We start from the raw sequence: 19,739 nt of genomic DNA, 5'->3' as shown, positions 1-19,739 counted from the left end.
GCAGGATGGGTGGGCGCGGTCTCGGCCTATCTTCCTGAAATGGCACAATCAGACAGGCGAAATAATCTCTTTACACTTGTAGGCGCAACATTTCGATTTATCGTCTGTCTAAGCATGTACCTCGGTCTCTGTCTCAGGGCCGCAGGGCCAGTCGAATTTTAGTGTGTGTATCAGCAGGCCACTCCGTAACCCGGTAATAAGGTAGAAGAATATCCATGCGCAGCCGCCGCCTCTCTCATCTGATCGCTCCTATTGCCTTTCTTGCCGCCACGTTTGTTCCCTCTGCTCGTGCCGTTGTTCAGAACCGGATTGCGGGTTCGGCCAACAGCGGGGCTCGGACTCCTTTGACCGGTACGATTGCCGGGCGGGCGAAACGCGCTACCGATCTTGGCGTCGCTCCGGCGGGCAAGAGGCTGGGGATGTCGTTGCGGTTCAGCATGACGGCGGCCCAGGAGGCGGATCTGACTCAGCTGCTGGCCGATCAGCAGAATCCCGCCTCTACGAGCTATCACCAATGGCTGACGCCGGAGCAGTTTGGTGCACGGTTCGGACTCAGCAGCGCCGATCTGGCGAAGGTTTCGGCGTGGCTCACCAGCCAGGGCTTTACGATCACAGGAACTGCGCGCAGCTCCGACTACGTTACCTTTAGCGGAACTGTGGCACAGGTGCAACAGGCCTTCGGCACCTCCATCCATAGTCTTACTGTGGACGGCGAGCAGCATGTTTCGAATATGACGGATCCAACCCTTCCGGCTGCCGTGGCAAATGTTGTGACCGCGATTACTGGTTTGAACGATTTCAGACCGAAGCCGAAGTTGCGCGCACGGAACTCTTCTCCTATCGATCCCTCTCAGCCGTTGTACACGCAGACGATCGGTGGTGTTACCAGCCACTACATCTCTCCGGCTGATCTTTACACGATCTACGACTTCAATCCGCTGTTCACGGCTTCGACGCCGATCAATGGCTCAGGCATAACGATTGCGGTGATGGGGCAGACGTTTATTAACACAAGCGATACACTTCCCGATCCCGATATCGCGCAGTTTCGCTCGGCTGCCGGGTTGCCTGCCATCAAGCTGACGAAGGTGAATGCGAATGTCCCCGAAGCGGCATTTTCAGCGGGTGATGTTGATGAAGCACATCTCGATCTGGAGTGGTCCGGAGCCGCGGCTCCCGATGCGAATCTCGTCTTTGTTTATGGATTCGATGTCTTCAACGATTCTCTGACCTACGCGATCACGAACAAGGTCGCTCCTATTATTACGATCTCCTACGGTGGGTGCGAGAGCGGATTGGGTTCGGCGCTGGTGAATAGCCTGAACATGCTCCTTGCCAAAGCAAACGCTCAGGGCCAGACGGTCATTAGTTCGTCTGGTGATGCTGGAGCGACGGACTGCGACGTGACCGGGCTCGCCACGGAGGGGTTGAACGTCGACTTTCCGAGCAGCTCGCCCTATGCGACGTCCGCTGGTGGAACGATGTTCAGCGGCGACGTGAACACGCCGGCTACTTATTGGAGCAGTTCGAATGGGACGACTGGCGGGTCGGCCCTCTCCTATATTCCTGAGGTGCCATGGAACGAGACCACTGCTTCTGCAGGCCTCACTCCAGGTGGTACCGGAGGCGGTGCGGGGGGCGGCGGCGCCAGTGCCGTCTTCTCTAAGCCCGCCTGGCAGACAGGCACAGGCGTCCCCAACGACTCCTCGCGGGATGTTCCTGATATCTCGATGAATGCTGCGGCTATGCATGATGGCTATCTGGTCTGTAGCGAGGGCGACGGCGCGGGAGAGACGCCCTGCACGAACGGTTTTCTTTCCTCCAACGGTCAGCCGAACGTGTTCGGGGGCACCTCCTTTGTGGCGCCGACGTTTGCGGGGATCCTGGCGCTGGTGGAACAAAAGCTGGGGACAGGTGGGCTCGGCAATATCGGACCTACGCTTTATGGCTTCCTGAACGGTCCGACTTACGGCAGCGTCTTTCACGACATCACCTCTGGCAATAACTCTGTTCCATGCACGCAGGGAACGTCGAACTGCCCAAATGGCGGGTCGATCGGTTATACGGCGGGGACTGGCTACGACCAGGCTTCGGGTCTTGGCAGTTTCGACGTCAATCAACTGGTCACGGGCTGGGCCGGGGTTGTACCGGTTGGAACAGGTGGCGGGGGCGTTGGGGCAAACATAAGCAACACGGCGCTTACTGTAACGTCTGCCACTGGCAGTTCGGTTTGTTCGGTCTCCTCCGGTAGCCTCGCGCTGAGTGTGGCCGTGACAGGCACTTCCTCGGGCCCGACGCCGACCGGATCTGTTCAGTTCTTTGTCGATAATGTGGCGGTGGCAGGCAGTTCGACAACGCTGGCGAATGGCGCTGCGACTTACAATCTTGTTACGTCGTCCCTTTCATCGGGCGGACACGTCATCAGTGCGACCTATTCCGGCGATGGCAATTATGCGGGTTCGAAGGGTACGCTTCTTGCCCCGGTCAGTCTCAGCGCAGTCGTCTACGACGGTACAACTCCGGTCACCGTATATCCGAATGGCGCGATTGCATCGGTTGATGTCGTCTCCAGCAAGACGCCTGACTTCTCCATTTCGGCTCCGACTTGTGGGGCGAATGCGACGGTTGCGGGTGGGGCTACGGCTGCTGGTCAGACGTTTACGATTACGCCGTTCAATGGATTCACAGGGCAGGTTAACCTGACCGTCACCAACGGCGATGGAATGGCCGCTACGACGAGCTTCTCGGTGTCGCCGGTCAATATCACTACCTCGGCCGGTGTTACCACTTCGTTTGTTGTCACGGCTTCTCAGCCAACAGCAGCTGCGAAGTCGATCGCGCCTGGATTCGGGCCAGCTCACCGGGGTGGTTCAGGCAAGATGCCGTGGTATGCCGCCGGCTCAGGTGCTACGCTTGCCGGCTTGTGTCTCCTGATGCTGCCGCGTCGACGTCGTTGGAGCGCGCTACTTGTTGCTCTTCTTTCTATCTCTGCTCTCACTGCGGTTGGGTGTGGAGGAAGCAGTTCGAACTCTGGCGGGAGCGGTGGTGGCGGTGGTGGAGGAACTACTCCGACAACAAACGCTGCTCCGGGCACCTACACATTCACCGTTACAGCCATCAGTGGCACTTTGGTGCATAGCGCGCAGATCTCTTACACCGTACCGCAATAGGAAGACGGGATCTTCGAGGCCGCGCTCTGTGGAGCGCGGCCTTTTTCCTTTAATGGAACTGCTCTCCAAGATATGCAGATCTTCTTGACGATGTTTCTTGACGCTCGATAGGGGTCAGGAAAGAATCGTGCCTGGAAGTCATTGTTTCAATTTATCTGCTAAGAATTTCTGCCTTTTCTAGCAGCAGGAAACGAACGAATGATTCGTATGATCGGAAAGCTGCTGCTTTTCCTTCCGGCGATTGCGTTGCCGTTTGGACCTTCTGGATGGAGTTTCGCGCAGTCCTCGTTTTCTCCAAGGTCGAGGATTGTGCAGGCGGTTGATGACGCCCGTCGCATTACGCTTGTTGGAAATACCCATCCACTGGCGCGTGCCGAGTTTGATCAGGGTGCGATGGCCGATGCTGCGCCTCTTCGCCGCATGGTTCTGGTTCTCGGCCGCGGTCCTGAGGAGGAGGCAGAGTTGCGGCGGTTAATCGACCAGCAGCAGGATAAGAGCTCCTCTACATATCATCAGTGGCTCACCCCTGAGAGCTTCGGCGCTGCGTTTGGCCCGTCGGACCGCGATCTGTCCTGCGTGATCGCGTGGCTCTCGTCACATGGCTTCGACGACGTTCGGGTGAACTCCGGTCGCACGTTGATTGAGTTCACCGGAACTGCGGGAGATGTGCGCTCAGCGTTTCGGACGAATATGCATCGGTACATTGTTCAGGGCGAAGAGCACTTCGCCAATGATTCCGATCCGCAGATTCCGGTCGCACTCGCGCCGGTAGTGGCAGGCGTTGCCTCGCTGAACAACTTTGCCCGGAGACCTGCCAGCCACAGAGCTGGCAGTTTTCGGCACGATGCCGCTACGAATTTGACGACTCGACTTTCGCAAACGACCGCTAGCAAGGTGCAGCCGACCTTCACCATCGATAGCGGAGGCAATACGATCTATGGCGTGACCCCGTATGACTTCGCAACGATCTACAACGTGCTGCCGCTGTGGAACGCGAGCACTCCGATTGACGGCACCGGCCAGACGATTGCCGTTGTCGGCCAGACCGATATCAATCCCGCAGACTTCGTTAACTTTCGTAAGCTCTTCAACCTGCCGGTCGGCAATACTGCTACGCCGACCGGAACCGAATACCTGAACATCATCTATAACGGCCCCAACCCCGGCGTTACAGCGGACGAAGGAGAAGCAGATATCGACACACAATGGTCGGCTGCCGTCGCCAAGGGGGCGACCATCGACTACGTGGTTTCGGAAGGGACTGAGACGACCCAAGGCACCGATCTCTCGGCTATGTATATCGTCGACAACAATCTTGCTCCTGTGATGAGTTATAGCTACGGACAGTGCGAGCTCTTTCTTGGCACGTCTGGTAACGCCTTCTATAAGGCGCTTTGGCAGCAGGCTGCGGCACAAGGTATTTCGGTTCTGGTGGCCAGCGGAGACACTGGGGCAGCAGGTTGCGATATTGCGGATGATACCGGCGCTAGCTATGGACTGGGTGTCAACGGACTTGGCAGCACGCCGTATAACATCTCCGTCGGCGGGACTGACTTTTATACGCCCCAGGGCGGAGCTGCGTTCTGGAACATCGCAAACAGTTCGACGACTCAAGCTTCAGCGAAGGGCTATATCCCGGAGGCTCCGTGGAACGAGAGCTGCACCAATACGGTCTTTGCGACCTCTCGTGTCTACTCCGGACAGACAACGGAACAGATTTGTAACAGCGGCGTCGCTTTTGCGGACGGTCTCCTTTCTGTTGTTGGGGGCGGGGGAGGGGCTAGCTCGTGTATTCAGTCCGACGGGATCTCAACTGCGAGTTGTAAGGGAAGCTACGGCAAGCCTTCCTGGCAGACTGGCGCTGGAGTGCCTTCCGATGGAGTTCGCGATATGCCCGATGTCTCTCTCTTTGCTGGAGCGGGTTTCTTTGGCGTGTTCTACGTCGTCTGTCAGCAGAGCACGAATACGGACGGCAAGCCCTGCAACGATGCTGCTCCGACCTATGACTTTGCGGGCTATGGAGGCACTTCGGTAGCAGCGCCTGCATTTGCCGGCATACTCTCGCTGATTAATCAGAAGATGGGTAGCCGTCAGGGGAACGCTAACTATGTTCTCTACAACCTTGCGAACCAGCAGCAAAAAGCTGGCACGGCTTGTAGCGCAATCTCAGGAGCTCCGGCTGCCGGTTGTGTCTTCAACGACATCACTACTGACACGATTGCTATGCCGTGCCTGACGGGCACTCCCAACTGCGCTGTGAATGGAGCTGCCGACAAATATGGCGTGCTCTCCGGCTACAACAGTGGTGCAGGCTACGATCTCACGACAGGCCTGGGCAGCGTGAATGCCGCGAACCTAGTCAACAACTGGACGAATGCGAATTTTGCGGCGAGTTCGACGACGCTCCGACTGTCGTCCTCGACGATTTCTCATGGCAGCCCTATCACTGCAAGCGTAACGGTAACCTCTGCTGCAGGGAACCCGACCGGCAACGTTTCGATCAACGCTCTCGCGTCGAACGGTTCCGTCCAAACCGGAACTCTTCAGAACGGGAGCTACAACGCACAGCTCAGTAGCTTTCCCGGTGGCTCCTACTCGGTTCAGGCGCATTACAGCGGTGACGGAGTCTATGCGTCGAGCGATTCCAATGCCGTTGCGCTTACCGTAAGTCCTGAGGCGAGCACGACGAGTTTGACGCCTCTCCTCTACAATCCCGCCGACGGCACCGTCGTGCCAGTTGCGTCGGGTTCTACATACCCTTATGGAGGCTTTTTCCTTTTTCGCGCCGATGTCGCGGGGGCTTCTGGACAAGGACTAGCCACCGGCAACATAAGACTTACGGATTCAGGGGTTGCCCTGGATGGAGGCACGTTTCGACTCAACTCCGCCTCGAATACTGAGGATCAGACACGCTCATTGGCCCCGGGTGTGCACTTGCTCACCGCGGCTTACTCTGGCGACGCAAGCTTTAACTCGAGCCAATCGGCCCCGTTCACTTTCACGATCGTAAAAGCGCCGACTAGCAGCGTGCTTCAATCGAGCACAGGCCTGGTGTCGGCAGCAGCAACGGTTACACTCACGGCTCAGATCAACGCACTTGGCTTTGGTGCGAATGGACTTGGAGGTTTCGGCGTTGCAGCTCCTGGGGGCACAGTTACCTTCACGTCAGGCGGGGCTACGCTTGGCAGCGCAGCAGTAACACAGAATGCTTATCCTGCATTCACCACGGACTATGGGCTGGTGAGTTTTACTTTTCCTGCCAGTGAACTCTCGATCGGTAACGACATAATTACTGGCAGTTATTCAGGCGATGCGAACTATCAATCATCCAGCGTCCCGCCGGTTAGTGTATACGTCACCAGTTCAACTCTTGGCGTGAGCGCTACGACTCTGAGCGTATCGAAGGCTAGCGTGGCGGTGGGGGATTCGTATAGCTTCACCGCCGCAGTCTCTCCCAACAACCCGCCAGCTACTGGCACGGTTGTGTTTCTCAGCGACGGTCAAGCTATCAGCAGGCCGATACCGCTCTCTTCGGGGCTGGCAAACGTTACCAGTCAAGTCGTCGTCATCACTCCGGGTTCTCACCTGATCTCGGCGCTTTACTCTGGCGACGCCACGTACCAAGCCTCCGTTTCGGCGCCCGCTCCCTTCACCCTTGGGGCCGCGACCGTGCCGAGCATCGCCACAATCGCGGTCTCGCCCGTTGCTGTCGAAAAGGGAAGTGGCGTGACTGTCACTACTACCATCTCGCCAGCGTCTCCGGTTCCCGGCGGAACGGCGCAGCTGCTGCTTGACGGCAATCTCTACGGCCAGCCCGTTCCCTTGACCGGCGCTTCCACTACGCTTCCTCTGCTGACAAATACGCTTCAGTCTGGGTCACACGCCGTTCAAGTGAATTACTCAGGCGACAGGAATCATTTGGCCGGCGTTTCACAAGTCGCCACGCTTACCATTCTCGATCCAGTCGGCGGCTTTACTCTATCGTCGTCGACGTCGTCGATCACTATGGCGCAGGGGAGCAGCTCGAGCGCCGTCACGCTGACTGTCGCTCCGGCTGGAGGCTTTCACTCGACCATAACGTTTGCCTGCACCGGCGGACTTCCTTCGGGAGCAATGTGTGTCTTCGCTCCGGCTTCGATTACGCCCATCGATTCCACCCTCGGGACCACGGTCCTCACGATCTCGTCCATTGCTTTGGCCGACCGCGCCACGGAGCCGCCAACAACTTCTCACGGCCTCGTGCCGGTTTTAAGGGCGCTCTGCGCGGGGATGATCGCATTCATGCTGCCAGGATGGCAGACACGTCGCTGGCGTGCATTTACTTTGATTGGCGCGCTTTCCGTCCTTGGTGTTTTGAGTGGTTGCGGGAGCGGCGGAGTTGACCCCAACGCTGCGAACCCTCTCTCGGCTGGAAGTTATGCAGTGATCGTGAGAGCGTCCGGGGGGGCGACCATCCAGACTGCGACCATAAACATCACGATTCAATAGCGAATGCGTGCCGGATTTGTTGAAGGATTTAGTGAACGGCAGACTTCTCTTGTTTCACAGCCTCATGGACTTTTTCGTTTGGAACTTTTTCGTCCGCTCCCTCGGCGATTCGCATCAGGTAGTCTTGAGCGCTGAAGTGAGTTCCATTCTTTGATGCCCGCTCATATTCGCCATCCGGCTGTAGTACCCGGGCCTTCGTGTTATCTGCGAGGTAGGCTGCAAGAATCTCTTCGCGCAGCCGCTTGTGGTGATCCGGCTGAGTTACTGGAAACACCACCTCGCATCGCTCAATCAGATTTCGTGGCATCCAGTCGGCGCTTCCGCAGTACACCTCTTCTTTTCCTCCGTTTGCGAAGGAGAAGATACGGCTGTGTTCGAGGAAACGTCCTACGATGCTTCGTACTCGGATTCGTTCGCTGACACCCTTGAGCCCAGGACGCAGGGAACACATCCCGCGGACAATCAGATCGATCTCGACGCCGGCTTTCGAAGCTGCGTATAAGGCTTCTATAGTTCGCCGATCCAGCAATCCGTTCATCTTGGCGATGATCGCTGCCGGACGACCTGCCTTGGCGTGATCTGCCTCTCTTTCGATCAGCGCAACGAGGCTATCAGCGAGCGTCAGCGGGGCGACCAGCAGCGGATTGTAGGATTCTGCTTCGGTTTCGGCAGTCAGGTAGTTGAAGACCTTCTGCACCTCTTCGGTTACTTCCGGCTTCGAGGTCAGGAGGCTGATGTCAGTGTAAAAGCGCGCTGTGACAGGGTTGTAGTTTCCTGTCCCCAGGTGAGCGTACCGTCGCACGACGCCATCCGGATCGCGCCGTACCAACAGCGAAAGTTTGCAATGCGTCTTCAGCCCAAAGATGCCATGAAAGACGCCGACGCCTGCGTCCTCAAGCTCTCGCGCCCAGCGGATGTTTGAGTCTTCATCGAAGCGCGCCATCAGCTCCACTACAACGGTCACCTCTTTACTCTGTCCGGCCTCAGTCAGCGCTGTGAAGATTGGAGAATCTTTGCTCGTGCGATAAAGCGTCTGCTTCATCGAGATTACGTTAGGATCCTTGGCGCCGGCCTCGATAAACTCCTCGACTGCCTTGTACGAGTCGAAGGGATGATGCAACATCACATCTCGTTTCCGTAGCTCGTCGAAGATGTCGGTGGATTTTGCACTTAGCTTGAACTCTTTCGCGACAAAGGCTGGATACTTCAGCTGCGGCCGTTTTACCTCAGAGTAGAGATTCATGAGACGCGATAGATTGACAGGCCCGTCGGTCCTGAAAACCTGTTCGGGCTCGAGTTCGAAGTTGATCCGGAGCCTCTCAACCATCTCTTCGGTTGCAGAGCTTTCAATCTCCATCCGGACGGCGTCGCCCTTGCGCCGATTGTGTAACTCAGCGCGAACACTTTCGAGAACCGAGCGCGACTCTTCTTCCTGCATGTAGAGATTGCTGTTGCGGGTGACGCGGAATGCGGATCGAGACAACACCTCATACCCACGGAACATCCGCTCGACCTGAGATTCGACCAGTTCGTGCAACAGGATGAAGTCGCAGTCGCCGTCTGAGCATTTGAGCGGAACCAGACGCGGCAGCGCGCGAGGTACGGTCACCACGCCCAGGGCAGTGGGCGCCTTTGTGCCCCGCCGTTTATGTCGCAGCATGAGACCGATGCAGAGCGCCTTGTTCAGCACCCGTGGAAACGGGTGGGAGGGGTCGATGGTCACAGGCGTCAGGAGGGGATCGACCTCATTCTCATAAAAATTCAGAGCGTGCTTTCGTGCCACATCGCTAAGCTGACTCCACCGAAGGATACGGATCTTGGCCACCTGCAACGCGGGGAGCAATTGCTCATTCAAGCACTTGTATTGGGCCTCTACAAACTTATGAATCATGACCATCAATCCGTCGAGCCGCTCCTGCGGGGTGAAACCACCTTCGTCGGGCGGTTGCGCGAGATTGTAACCGTCTTCGATTCGCTGCAAGAAACCGGCGACCCGGATCTCTACAAACTCGTCCAGGTTGCTGGCCGTGATTGCCAAAAACTTGACCCGTTCGAGCAGAGGGTTGCTCTCGTCCTGCGCTTCCTCGAGTACCCTCTGGTTGAACCGCATCCAGGACTCGTCGCGGCTGAAAAAAAGAGTCTCGACCGCAGTTTCGGCAGTCTTTTTGGGGCTGGTAGAGTTTCCGGCAGTTCGCTTCGTGGCAGTCATAGAGGTCTAAAAGATTACCTTACCTGCATGAATCTAATGTATGAAGAATCGAGGAATTCAGGAGATTGCCTCGATAACCCTGCCCGGAAGCCTCTAAACAATTTAGACAAATCCCACCTCTTCATAAAATATTTGTCCAGGTCGTCCGTCTACACCTGTAGATGAGCGAAATTCCGAGCAATTGGACTATTACAGAGCAGGATCGACTCATCTCGCAGGCGGTGGAGAGAGACCAGCCCCGGCTGCGCAATTTTATCCGGAAGCACGTTGCTGACACCGGAGAAGCGGAAGACATTCTGCAGGACGTCTTCTACGAACTTCTTGAGGCCTACCGGCTGATGAAGCCCGTCGAGCACGTGACGTCGTGGCTTTTTCGCGTGGCACGCAATCGGATGATCGATCTTTTCCGTAGAAAGAAGCCGACTTCGCTCAACAATCCGGTGTCGGTCGAAGGAGAGGGTGACACGCTCGAAGATCTGCTTCCTTCCGCAGATGCCGGGCCGGAGGCAACCTACGCACGGAGTCTGCTGCTCGACGCGTTGGAGGAAGCTCTGGAGGAGCTGCCTCAGGCCCAGCGTGAAGTCTTTGTTGCCCACGAGTTGATGGGGCAGAGCTTCAAAGAGATGTCTGCCGAGACTGGGCTCAGTGTTAATACGCTGCTTTCACGAAAGCATTATGCCGTCACGCATCTGCGCGAGAGATTGCAGTTGATCTACGAAGATTTTGAGAAGAAATGAGGAGCAATACATGGGTCACCATCCAGTGTTCAAAGCAGTAAAGTTCGCACTCTTCGCTGTAGTCGCCAGCGTTGTGCTGGGCTTCCTCGTCAAGGGTCTCTGGAATGCTCTGATGCCGCCGATCTTTGGGTGGCACATGATCACCTTTTGGCAGGGACTTGGTTTATTTGTGCTCAGCAAAATTCTCTTCGGCGGCTTTCATCGTCATGGCGGAAGAGGCGGCAATCGCTGGCGGCAACGCATGAAAGAACGTTGGGAGCAGATGACACCAGAAGAGCGCGAGAAGTTTCGCAAGGGCATGCGTTGCGGGCGTAGACCGTTCGCGCAGTCCGCGGAGACTCAGATATGAATGACATCAATCCACGGCGTATCGATGGGGGAGAAGAGAGAGAGGCTGGCGCAGCTGGGAGCTCCTCCTCGATTCACGGCAGACAATCTGCTGCAAGTTTCACGGAGCGCCTTAGCGAGCTTGAGATGGAGAACGCTCGTCTTCACCGATTGGTCGCGGAGCTGCTGATCAAGAATCAGCAACTCCGCAAACCACACTGAGTGATCTATCGGTGCCAGTGCATCTTCCATCCAAGGTATTTGTTCGCGGCTTCGTGAACCGACGCTGCAGTCGTTGAGAAGTTGGCGGCGACGTGGTGTTCGAAGCCGTTTTCACAGATGAAGCGCAGCAGCTCCTGCATCTTTGGAATCTCGACGACGCCTGCGCCGCCAAAGGTTTGAAGAGGATCGTTGGTGAAGGCCCCCTCGCCCACGTAGCCGGTGATATGGCCGGCGAAGTCATCGGTAGAGAAGCGGGCGAAGCTCATAGCTCCAGCTTTTACGGTGCCGTCGAGCGTGCCGTGAGTGTTCTCCTTGCCGACGGTTCCGGCGATGATTTGCTGGAAGTCCATCTTCACTCCTTCGTTGAAGAAGTGTTTGGGCAGATTCGAACAATGGAAGCAGACTGCCTTGTCGGGGTTGTCTCCGTAGTTGTTGTTCCAATCGAGTAGGGCGCTGGGAGTTTCACTCGCGAGCGTGAGCGCGTACATGCTCAGGGTCCCGAGAATGTCGACCTCACAGGCCGACGGGATCAGATTTTCGCTCATCATGCTCATCACAGTGCAGGGAACGATGCCGAGGAACTCTTCGAGGGAGGTCCAACACTGCACTGCGCTCACCGTCAGTTCGCTTGCGGACATCCATTGATCGATCACTGCGCCGAGCTTGGCCATCTTCATCAGTGCGGCGTCGGGCGTGTCGCCGACGGGGATGTACTTCTTGATGGCCGCGAGTTTTTGCTGCGCAGCATCATCGGTGTCATTCATGCGGCCGATGCGGCCCATCACTTCGCTCAGATCGAGGGTCTCGACCGTAATGCCTGACCGTTCAAGCAGCTTCTCGGAGTATCGAACGGTATTGAACGCCGTGGGGCGAGCGCCGATTGCGCCGAAGCGAACATTCTTCAGGCCACGAACGATGCGGCATACTGCTGAGAACCATTCGAGGTCTGCGCTGAACTCAGCCGAGTCTGGAGCTTCCGTATGGAGCCGGGTCAACGAGTAGGGAATTCCATACTGTTTAAGGTTGTTGCAGATCGACATCTTGCCGCAGAAGCTGTCGCGACGGAATGCAATCGACATCTTGCCGGCATGGTCGGGTGTTGCTTGAATGAGCACTGGGACCTGCAGGTTTGCCAGGCGCAAGGCATCGGCGAGGCCGCGCTCTTCGCCGAAGTTCGGTAGCGTGATGATGATGCCGTCGATCTCGGGCGCATGTTTTTTGAAGAGGTCCGCACATTTTTTTGCGTCTTCATAGGTCTCTACGGCGCCATGAGCAGTCTCCTCCGGGGTGAGCACGATCGGCTTGATCCCCTTAGCCTCGAGCGCCGCAACCATCTCGAGCCGTCCACTGGTAGCCAGGTGGCTAGGAAAAAATCCACGATTGCCCACAATTACGCCCATCGTCATCTGTTTTGCCATAACGAACCACCTACTTTCTCCTTCAAATTTATCGAAAGTTTCGAGACGAGCCCATCTGTCTTTTGTGAATCGCTTTTCCGGAACCGGTACTCTATCCTGTAGGAGGCTTCATTCAAGCCTTAAAAGGAGACCAATGCACGTGAAGAAACTAGGATTTTTCGTTTTGGCGTCTGCGCTTACTCTATCGACCTCGGCAAACTTTGCTCACGCCCAGAGTACTGTCGGTCAAGACGCGAAGGCCGCCGGAACCGACACGAAAGATGCAACGAAAGATGTGGGCCATGGCGTCGCTACTGGGTCCAAAAAGACCGCCGCCGGCACGAAGAAGGTCTATCACAAGACCGTCAGCGGGACCAAGACCGCTGCTGATAAGACCGCTGATGGCACAAAGACAGTTGCCGACAAGACAGCCGACGGCACTAAGACCGTAGGCAAGGATATCGGTCATGGCACCAAGGTCGCGGCCAAGGACACAGCGCACGGCACCGAAAAGGTCGGCGATAAGATCGCCGGCAAGCCTACTCCGCAGTAGTCCCGTCTGACCACAGCGCTATCCCTTGAGCCTGCGTTGTCGGGCTCAGGGGGAAAGCCTTACCTTGTGGTATGTAATTTCTTCGATATTTGCTGCGGCCACATTACTGCCGTCGCGAGCGATACCAGGGCCACCCAATAGAGATCCGCTCCGAGCAGATGCAGGATTTGCATCCACACTGGTGCGAGTAGAAGAACATCCGCTAGCCCAAGCGCAAATTGGAAGGCTAGCAGAGCGACGACAATCGCCGCTAACTTGCCCTCTCCAGATCGTCTGGCTTGCCCTACCAGCCACAGCACGAACGCTGCTGCGATTAAAGCGCTGAACGGGTGTACGCCGCGTAGCCGCAGCAGCCACGGCGAATTCGCTGCAAAGTCTTGAGCGAACGCCGCTCGCAGCGAGGAAGCAGGGAATAGGGTATCTCCCAATGCCGCAAGGGACCCGCTGACTCCCACCACCAGGGTCGCTCCCAGCCCGAGGAGAGCCCAGACCTTCTTCGTTTTTCTTGCCCTCAGGGCCGCCCATCGCTGTCCCGTGGTCAGCAGCCGGGCGGTCAGGGTCAATGCGGCCAGGAGCAACAACGTATTGCTCAGATGAATGGAGAGCACTACGACTCGTCCTACAGACTGATTGCCCGTCACATACCCCAGCTTCACTAATAACGCGCCGAGAAAAGCCTCATTGAGCAGCAACAGCATGGACGCAACAGCGAACGCTCGCGCTGCGTGGCCCTTCACGGTGCCGCGGAAGGTCCAGATCAGGAGTCCTATGACTAGAAAAGTCGAACCGCCTGTCATGCAGCGATGGGTAAATTCAATGATGGTGTCGATTCGAGGCGAGAGCGGAATCACCTGTCCGTTGCAGAGGGGCCAATGGTTTCCGCATCCGGCGCCAGAGCCTGTGGCCCGCACTAGTGCACCCCAAAGGATGACCAGCACGTTGTAGCCTACGACGGCCCAACCAAAACGCACAAGCGCGCGAGACACTTCAAGTGTCGTCGTCGAACCACCCGGCTCCTTCACTGCTCCAGCCGTAGCCATAGCCTTATTCTACGCAGCTTTGACGAGGCTGTTTCAAGGCCCTACCCGTTCGCTAACTCCTTTGCCCGCTGGGTCGCTCGCTTCACTGCTTTGATCAGAGTTACGCGCAGACCACCCTCTTCGAGTTCGAGTATGCCATCGACGGTGCACCCTGCGGGTGTCGTTACGGCGTCTTTGAGCAGGGCGGGGTGGTAGCCGGTCTCGAGCACCATCCTCGCCGAACCTAACGTCGTCTGCGCGGCGAGCAGTGTTGCTACATCGCGTGGCAGCCCTACATTCACGCCAGCTTCGGCGAGCGCTTCGATGATGATGTAGAGGAACGCCGGCCCCGAACCGGAAAGCCCGGTCACCGCATCCATGTGCTTCTCATCGACAACGACAGTGCGGCCGACCGTCTGGAAGATCTTCTGCGCTACTGCCATCTGTTCCGCAGAGACGAACCGGCCACTGCAAAGGGCCGTGATACCCGCAGCCAGCATTGCCGGAGTGTTGGGCATCGCGCGGATCACCGCGAGTTCGCACCCCGCGCCTTCCTCGATACTGAGTGTCTTCACCGACGCCGCAAACGACAGTACGGTCTTCCTGGGGTTCAGTGCGGGTTTGATCTGCTCGATCAGCGCAGGTACTTGGGTAGGCTTCACTCCCAACAGGATTACATCCGCCTGTTGAGCCGCGGCGAGATTGTCCGTCGTTATCTCCACGCCGAACTGTGCCGACAATGCTTGCGCTCGTTCCGCATGTTGAACAGTGGCAAAGATCTGTTCCGGCGCCAGCAGGTTGTTCTTCAAGAAGGCTTGCAGCAGGATGCCGCCCATCTTTCCTGCGCCCAATACCGCTACTCGCAGCCCCGGCATCACCGGAGTTGGAACCATCACTTCATAGCTTTCGCTCATCCCCAAAGGCTATCAGACAGAGCTTTTTTCACGCAGGCTACTTTTTCTGTGCGGCGATCCAGGCATCGATGCGCTGCTCAAGTACGTCCATCGGAAGCGCGCCGGAGTCGAGCACTTGATCGTGAAACGCCTTGATGTCGAACTTCGGACCAAGCGCCGTTTTGGCGCGTTCACGCAGTTCGAGGATCTTCAGCTGCCCCATCTTGTATCCCAGCGCCTGTGCCGGCCACGCGATGTAGCGGTCCACCTCGGACTGGATGTTGGTCTCGTCGATCGCTGAGTGATCGTGAAAGTAATCGACCATCTGCTGCCGCGTCCAGTGCTGCGAGTGAACGCCAGTATCGACGACTAAACGTATCGCTCGCCAGATATCTCCCTCCAGACGCCCGTAATCGCTGTAAGGGTCTTTGTAGAAGCCGACGTCTTTACCAAGGCGCTCGCTGTAGAGCCCCCAGCCCTCGGTATACGCTGTGTAGTAGGTGTACTTCCGGAACTCCGGAATGCCCGTCAATTCCTGCGCGATTGAGATCTGCAGGTGGTGGCCTGGAATGCCCTCGTGATAGGACACCGCTTCAACCGGGGCCAACGACCGCTCGGCGAAGTTGTACTCGTTGACATACACGCGGCCGGGGCGGCTACGATCGGGCGTACCGTTGTCGTAGTACGCAACCGACTGGTCCTTCTCCATGTATGCCGGCACCGGAACGATCTCCAGCGGAGCCTTCGGCAGACGGCCAAATAACTCGGGCAGCTTCGGCTTCATCCCGGCGATGTACCCCTTGTAGTCGTCGATGAGAGCTTCAGCGGAAACTGGGTGCTCTTTCGGGTTGGACTTCAGCGCAGCGCTGAAGGTTTTGATGTCGGCGAAGCCAAGGCTCTTCACGATTGCCAGCATCTCGGCCTCATCGCGCTTGACCTCATCGAGGCCTATCTGGTGAATCTCTGCTGCCGTCTTGTTCAGCGTCGTGCTCTGCCGGATGCGAAATGCATAGTAGGCCTCGCCGTCGGGCAGAGCTGAAGCGCTGATCTCCTTGCGACACTTCGGGATGTATTCTGCCTTTAAAAATCCGGCAAACCGCTTGTAGGACGGCAGTACGTTGGTCGAGATTGCATCGAGCATCTCGGACGAAATTCGTTTCTGCTCCGCAGCACTCACGGTCTTAGGAAACTTCTTGAGCGGCAGCGCGAAGGGACTTTCCTCCGGCTTCTGATTCGCCAGCGCCTGGGTCTGCACCAACGCTTTCTCCATCAGGTACTGCACCTGTACTCTCCCTTCGTCCGCTCCCAAATCCATGTTCGTCATGATCTGCGAGAAGGCATTGGGGATTTTTTTTAGCCGCGTGATGTAGTCGTCGTAGTCTTTTACGGAGTCGAACTGCAGCCGCTCCGGCAGCTGAGCTAAGTCGGTGTGGAAGCCGTAGAACTGATTGACCGGCATCTCCCACTCTTTGAACTTCGCTCCCTCCTGCTCTTCGATGAGCTGTCGCAGCATCAGATCCGCGGACAGTTTTTCCTGATCGGTAAGGCCAGCGGTGTCGATCTCCGAAAGCTTCTCAATGTAATCGCGACCACGCGCCAACGCAGCGTTCAGCGCCTGAGTCGAGTAGTCCGTAAGCTGATCGTCGTAGCGTTTGTCGCCGATTGATGAAGCAAACTCAGGCGAGCGCTTGAGGCGATCCTCCCATATCTGCGTGAAGAGAGTGGATAGGGCCTTGCTCTGTGCGGCGATCGACGGGGTGGCCGACGCCGTGGTCGGCGACTGTGCCCACGTAACCTTTGGCGCTCCACTCAAACAGCAAGCAACTACCAGCCCACTCGCACAGCCCAACCGCAATCTCGTCATGATTCTCCTCAATCCTGACGTTTAGTCTAACGTGACGAGCCGCGTATCTGCTGTCTCACGGTCATTGCATCTGGGTCGTCGTTTCGCGGGAGGGGAGAGATTTTTACTGCAGAACCGCCGAAGCCGAGGTGTCCAGCATCCGGTAAAGGGTCGAGCGGCTGATTCCCAATACCTCAGCGGCGCGCACCTTGTTGCCTCCGCAGTCCTTCAACACGCGCAGCACATGTTGTTCCACCACATCCTGCAATCGCGCACTCTCCGCGATCCCGTCCTCTGTCGATGACGGAACATCTTCAACGAGCGCAGGCAGATGATGCGATTCAATCACCTCTCCCTCAACTCGCGACAGGCTGCTCCGTACTGCTGCTTTCAGCTCTCGTACATTTCCCGGCCAGCTGTAGTTAAGCATGCGTTCCATCGCTTCGTTGGAGATCGCGGGCACCTTCCTGCAGTAGAGCGGCGCAAGCTGAGACAAAAAATATTTCGTCAGCTCCGGAATGTCGTCTCTTCGCGCGCGCAAAGGCGGCAGCGTGATCTCCACCATTGCGAATCGTTGATAGAGTTCCTGCTGGAATCGTCCGGCTGAGGCTAAGATCTTGAGGTTTTCACTGGTTGCCGCAATCATCCGCAGATCAAGCTTGCAGGGTTCCATTTGATTCTGCATGTGATTCTGCGTCGAATCGTGCCGCCGCAGCAGGCGCAACAGGCGAAGCTGCGTCTGCAAAGGCATCTCGTGGATTCCATGGAGAAAGAGCGTTCCGCGATGAGCCATCTTCGTCAGACAGCCAAGTGCATCCGCATTTTCTTTCAGATGTTCAGCTACGGCCTCTTCAAGCGCCGCTCCGTGGCACATGACAAACGGGCCGTCGGACATTTGGCTCATACCATGCAGCGCACGAGCTACCTGTTCCTTTCCGGTTCCGGCCTCGCCGCTTATTAACACAGTTCTAAAGTGCGGGCCGATCCGCCGGACCTGCAGTCGCAGCCTTTTGATCTCCGCACTGTAGCCTACGATCTCGAAGCCGCTGCCCTCGGGCCAGGTCTCTTTGACAAGTCCGCGAGAAGGTTCAGTGAAGGTCGGAGAATCGGATCGCGTGATCGACATGGCTGTTTCTTACATCGGCAAGATCCAGCTTCCGTTCAGCCATAAAATGCGAAAAACCGGAGACCGCCCAGTGCAGCAGCGGGTCTCCGGCGTTAGATTTCAACAGCTTCCGGGCTTAGGCGGTCGTTGGCGCGCAGTAGGTATCGAATGCGCGCTGAAGCTCCTGGGCAATCGCCGGAGCGGTCGAGGTCTCGATCGCCGAACGCTGCATCAGGTAGACCAGCTGGCCGTCGCGCAGAATGGCAATCGCCGGCGAGGTTGGAGGATGTCCGCCAAAGTAGCTGCGGGCCTTCTCGGTCGCGTCGCGGTCCTGTCCTGCGAACACGGTCACGGCGTGATCGGGCTTTGCGCTATGCTGCATCGCCAGACGAACTCCCGGACGCATCTTGCCGGCGGCACAACCGCAGATGGAGTTGACCACCACCATCGTCGTTCCCGGCTTTGCAATCGCTGCATCGACCTCGGCTGCACTGCGTGCCTCCGTCAAGCCGGCGCGAGTCAGCTCCTCGCGCATCGGAATCACCATAATCTCTGGATACATAACACTCTCCCTTTAACCCTTTTTGCTCGCGGGTAAAAGCCGCGTCTGTCTCGATTGTACGGTCTCGCGCCCTCGCCGCGCCACCTCTGTCTCTGGAACGGGCCGCCGGTGTTGTACTCTCTAACCCGTGCCCTCTCGCGACCTCCAAATTCAGGAGAACATTCCGCTCGCCCCCTACACGACCTTCCGCATCGGCGGCCCTGCTCGCTTTTTCTGCGAAGTCACCACGGGGGAGAAGCTTCTTGAGGCCGTCACCTTCGCGCGGGAACGCAGTCTCCCCATCTTTGTGCTGGGCGGGGGCAGCAACCTGCTGGTGACCGATCGGGGTTTCGATGGCCTGGTCCTCCGCGTCAAAATCGAGGGATGTGTCACTATCGGCGGCGGCTACCGAGAGGATAGGCCCAAGCAAACGAGTCTGACCTACGACGTCCCCGGTGGAATGGATTGGGACGCCTTCGTTCTAAAAGTCGCCGAGGCTGATATCACGGGTATTGAGTGTCTTGCAGGCATCCCAGGTCTCGTTGGGGGTGCTCCCATTCAGAATATTGGAGCCTATGGACAGGAGGTCTCCACCAGCATTCTTTGGGTTCAAGTACTCGATCTTGAAACCCTCAAGTTCGTCACGCTGCCCGCCGAGTTCTGCGGCTTCGGCTATCGCCGCAGCATCTTCAACACCACCCATCGCAATCGGTACATCGTCATCTCGGTAACCTTCCGGTTTGACCTCGATGCAACACCAAATCTCCGCTATGCGGATCTGAAAGAGTACTTTTCGAGTCGAACTTCAGAGCCAAAGCCGATTGAGATCTATCACGCGGTTCGCACTATCCGTCAGGGAAAGGGCATGTTGATCGTTGAAGGCGAGGCGGACTGCCGCAGCGCGGGTTCGTTCTTCAAAAACCCGGTGGTTCCTACGGCCGTTTTGCAAAACATCGCCGCCACTCTGGCCCTTCCAGTCGACAAGATTCCCCACTGGACGGCTGGTGAAGACCTGGTCAAGCTACCCGCCGCCTGGCTCCTCGAACGGGCCGGTTTCGTCAAAGGCTTCCAACTGGGCGAGGCGGGCATCTCCTCCCGCCACACCCTTGCTCTCATTAACCGGGGTCATGCCACATTCGCCGACATCGCTCTTCTCCGCGATACCATTCAGCGCGAGGTCGCTTCTCGTTTCGGCGTTAAGCTTGAACAGGAGCCGGTCCAGGTGGGTCTCTAAG

14 protein-coding genes are annotated in these 19,739 nt (G+C 57.3%); 7 read left to right on the top strand and 7 right to left on the bottom strand.

Translation table 11 applies throughout. The annotated features are described in order from the left end of the window. Positions 1-215 precede the first annotated feature (215 nt). Positions 216-3,170, top strand: coding sequence for a protease pro-enzyme activation domain-containing protein (locus RBB76_RS01730; RefSeq protein ID WP_429634538.1), 2,955 nt, complete (start codon positions 216-218; stop codon positions 3,168-3,170). Between the two features lie 198 nt (positions 3,171-3,368). Next, a complete protein-coding gene (locus tag RBB76_RS01725) occupies positions 3,369-7,658 on the top strand; it encodes an Ig-like domain repeat protein (protein WP_429634539.1) in 4,290 nt (1,429 codons plus the stop codon). Between the two features lie 28 nt (positions 7,659-7,686). Here RBB76_RS01725 and ppk1 read toward each other — a convergent pair whose 3' ends face one another. Further along, entirely contained in the window at positions 7,687-9,867 is a 2,181-nt protein-coding gene (gene ppk1, locus RBB76_RS01720) for a polyphosphate kinase 1 (protein WP_429634540.1), read from the bottom strand. Positions 9,868-10,028: 161 nt separating this feature from the next. On the opposite strand from ppk1, the gene RBB76_RS01715 reads away from it, so the two are divergent. From RBB76_RS01715 to RBB76_RS01705, 3 genes are read left to right on the top strand one after another with little or no spacing between them, the layout of a single operon-like run. Next, positions 10,029-10,604 (top strand): RNA polymerase sigma factor, encoded by a 576-nt coding sequence (locus tag RBB76_RS01715; RefSeq protein WP_429634541.1) that lies wholly within the window; start codon positions 10,029-10,031, stop codon positions 10,602-10,604. 10 nt (positions 10,605-10,614) lie between these two features. Next, positions 10,615-10,953: a hypothetical protein gene (locus RBB76_RS01710; protein ID WP_429634542.1), complete on the top strand. Its 339-nt coding sequence runs from the start codon at positions 10,615-10,617 to the stop codon at positions 10,951-10,953. Continuing rightward, positions 10,950-11,153 carry a hypothetical protein gene (locus RBB76_RS01705; RefSeq protein WP_429634543.1) on the top strand — a complete coding sequence of 68 codons (204 nt, stop codon included), beginning with the start codon at positions 10,950-10,952 and terminating at the stop codon, positions 11,151-11,153. Before RBB76_RS01710 ends, RBB76_RS01705 begins: the two co-directional genes overlap by 4 nt. Positions 11,154-11,158: 5 nt before the next feature. Here the strand turns inward: RBB76_RS01705 and RBB76_RS01700 are convergent, their stop codons facing one another. Beyond that, on the bottom strand, positions 11,159-12,571 hold the full coding sequence (locus tag RBB76_RS01700; RefSeq protein ID WP_429634544.1) for an L-fucose/L-arabinose isomerase family protein: 1,413 nt from the start codon (positions 12,569-12,571) through the stop codon (positions 11,159-11,161). Positions 12,572-12,710: 139 nt separating this feature from the next. On the opposite strand from RBB76_RS01700, the gene RBB76_RS01695 reads away from it, so the two are divergent. Next, on the top strand, positions 12,711-13,103 hold the full coding sequence (locus RBB76_RS01695; protein ID WP_429634545.1) for a hypothetical protein: 393 nt from the start codon (positions 12,711-12,713) through the stop codon (positions 13,101-13,103). A 59-nt stretch (positions 13,104-13,162) separates the two neighbouring features. Here the strand turns inward: RBB76_RS01695 and RBB76_RS01690 are convergent, their stop codons facing one another. The 5 genes from RBB76_RS01690 to RBB76_RS01670 form a co-directional block, all read right to left on the bottom strand. Further along, complete coding sequence (locus RBB76_RS01690; RefSeq protein ID WP_429634546.1) at positions 13,163-14,143, bottom strand: COX15/CtaA family protein; 981 nt, start codon at positions 14,141-14,143, stop codon at positions 13,163-13,165. A gap of 41 nt (positions 14,144-14,184) precedes the next feature. Beyond that, positions 14,185-15,036: a pyrroline-5-carboxylate reductase gene (gene proC, locus RBB76_RS01685; RefSeq protein ID WP_429634547.1), complete on the bottom strand. Its 852-nt coding sequence runs from the start codon at positions 15,034-15,036 to the stop codon at positions 14,185-14,187. A 37-nt stretch (positions 15,037-15,073) separates the two neighbouring features. Continuing rightward, positions 15,074-16,879: a DUF885 domain-containing protein gene (locus RBB76_RS01680; RefSeq protein ID WP_429634548.1), complete on the bottom strand. Its 1,806-nt coding sequence runs from the start codon at positions 16,877-16,879 to the stop codon at positions 15,074-15,076. A 103-nt stretch (positions 16,880-16,982) separates the two neighbouring features. Then, positions 16,983-17,984, bottom strand: coding sequence for a sigma 54-interacting transcriptional regulator (locus RBB76_RS01675; protein ID WP_429634549.1), 1,002 nt, complete (start codon positions 17,982-17,984; stop codon positions 16,983-16,985). Between the two features lie 115 nt (positions 17,985-18,099). Then, the gene (locus RBB76_RS01670; protein ID WP_429634550.1) at positions 18,100-18,525 is read right to left on the bottom strand and encodes a BrxA/BrxB family bacilliredoxin; all 426 of its coding nucleotides are present in this window, start codon (positions 18,523-18,525) and stop codon (positions 18,100-18,102) included. A gap of 127 nt (positions 18,526-18,652) precedes the next feature. On the opposite strand from RBB76_RS01670, the gene RBB76_RS01665 reads away from it, so the two are divergent. Then, the gene (locus tag RBB76_RS01665) at positions 18,653-19,738 is read left to right on the top strand and encodes a UDP-N-acetylmuramate dehydrogenase (RefSeq protein ID WP_429634551.1); all 1,086 of its coding nucleotides are present in this window, start codon (positions 18,653-18,655) and stop codon (positions 19,736-19,738) included. The last annotated feature ends 1 nt before the right edge of the window (position 19,739 follow it).

The organism is Tunturiibacter psychrotolerans, from assembly GCF_051013365.1.
Classification (GTDB): Bacteria; Acidobacteriota; Terriglobia; order Terriglobales; family Acidobacteriaceae; genus Edaphobacter; species Edaphobacter psychrotolerans_A.
The sequence above is the reverse complement of the archived record's forward strand: the minus strand, read 5'-3'. Positions and strand labels throughout refer to the sequence as shown.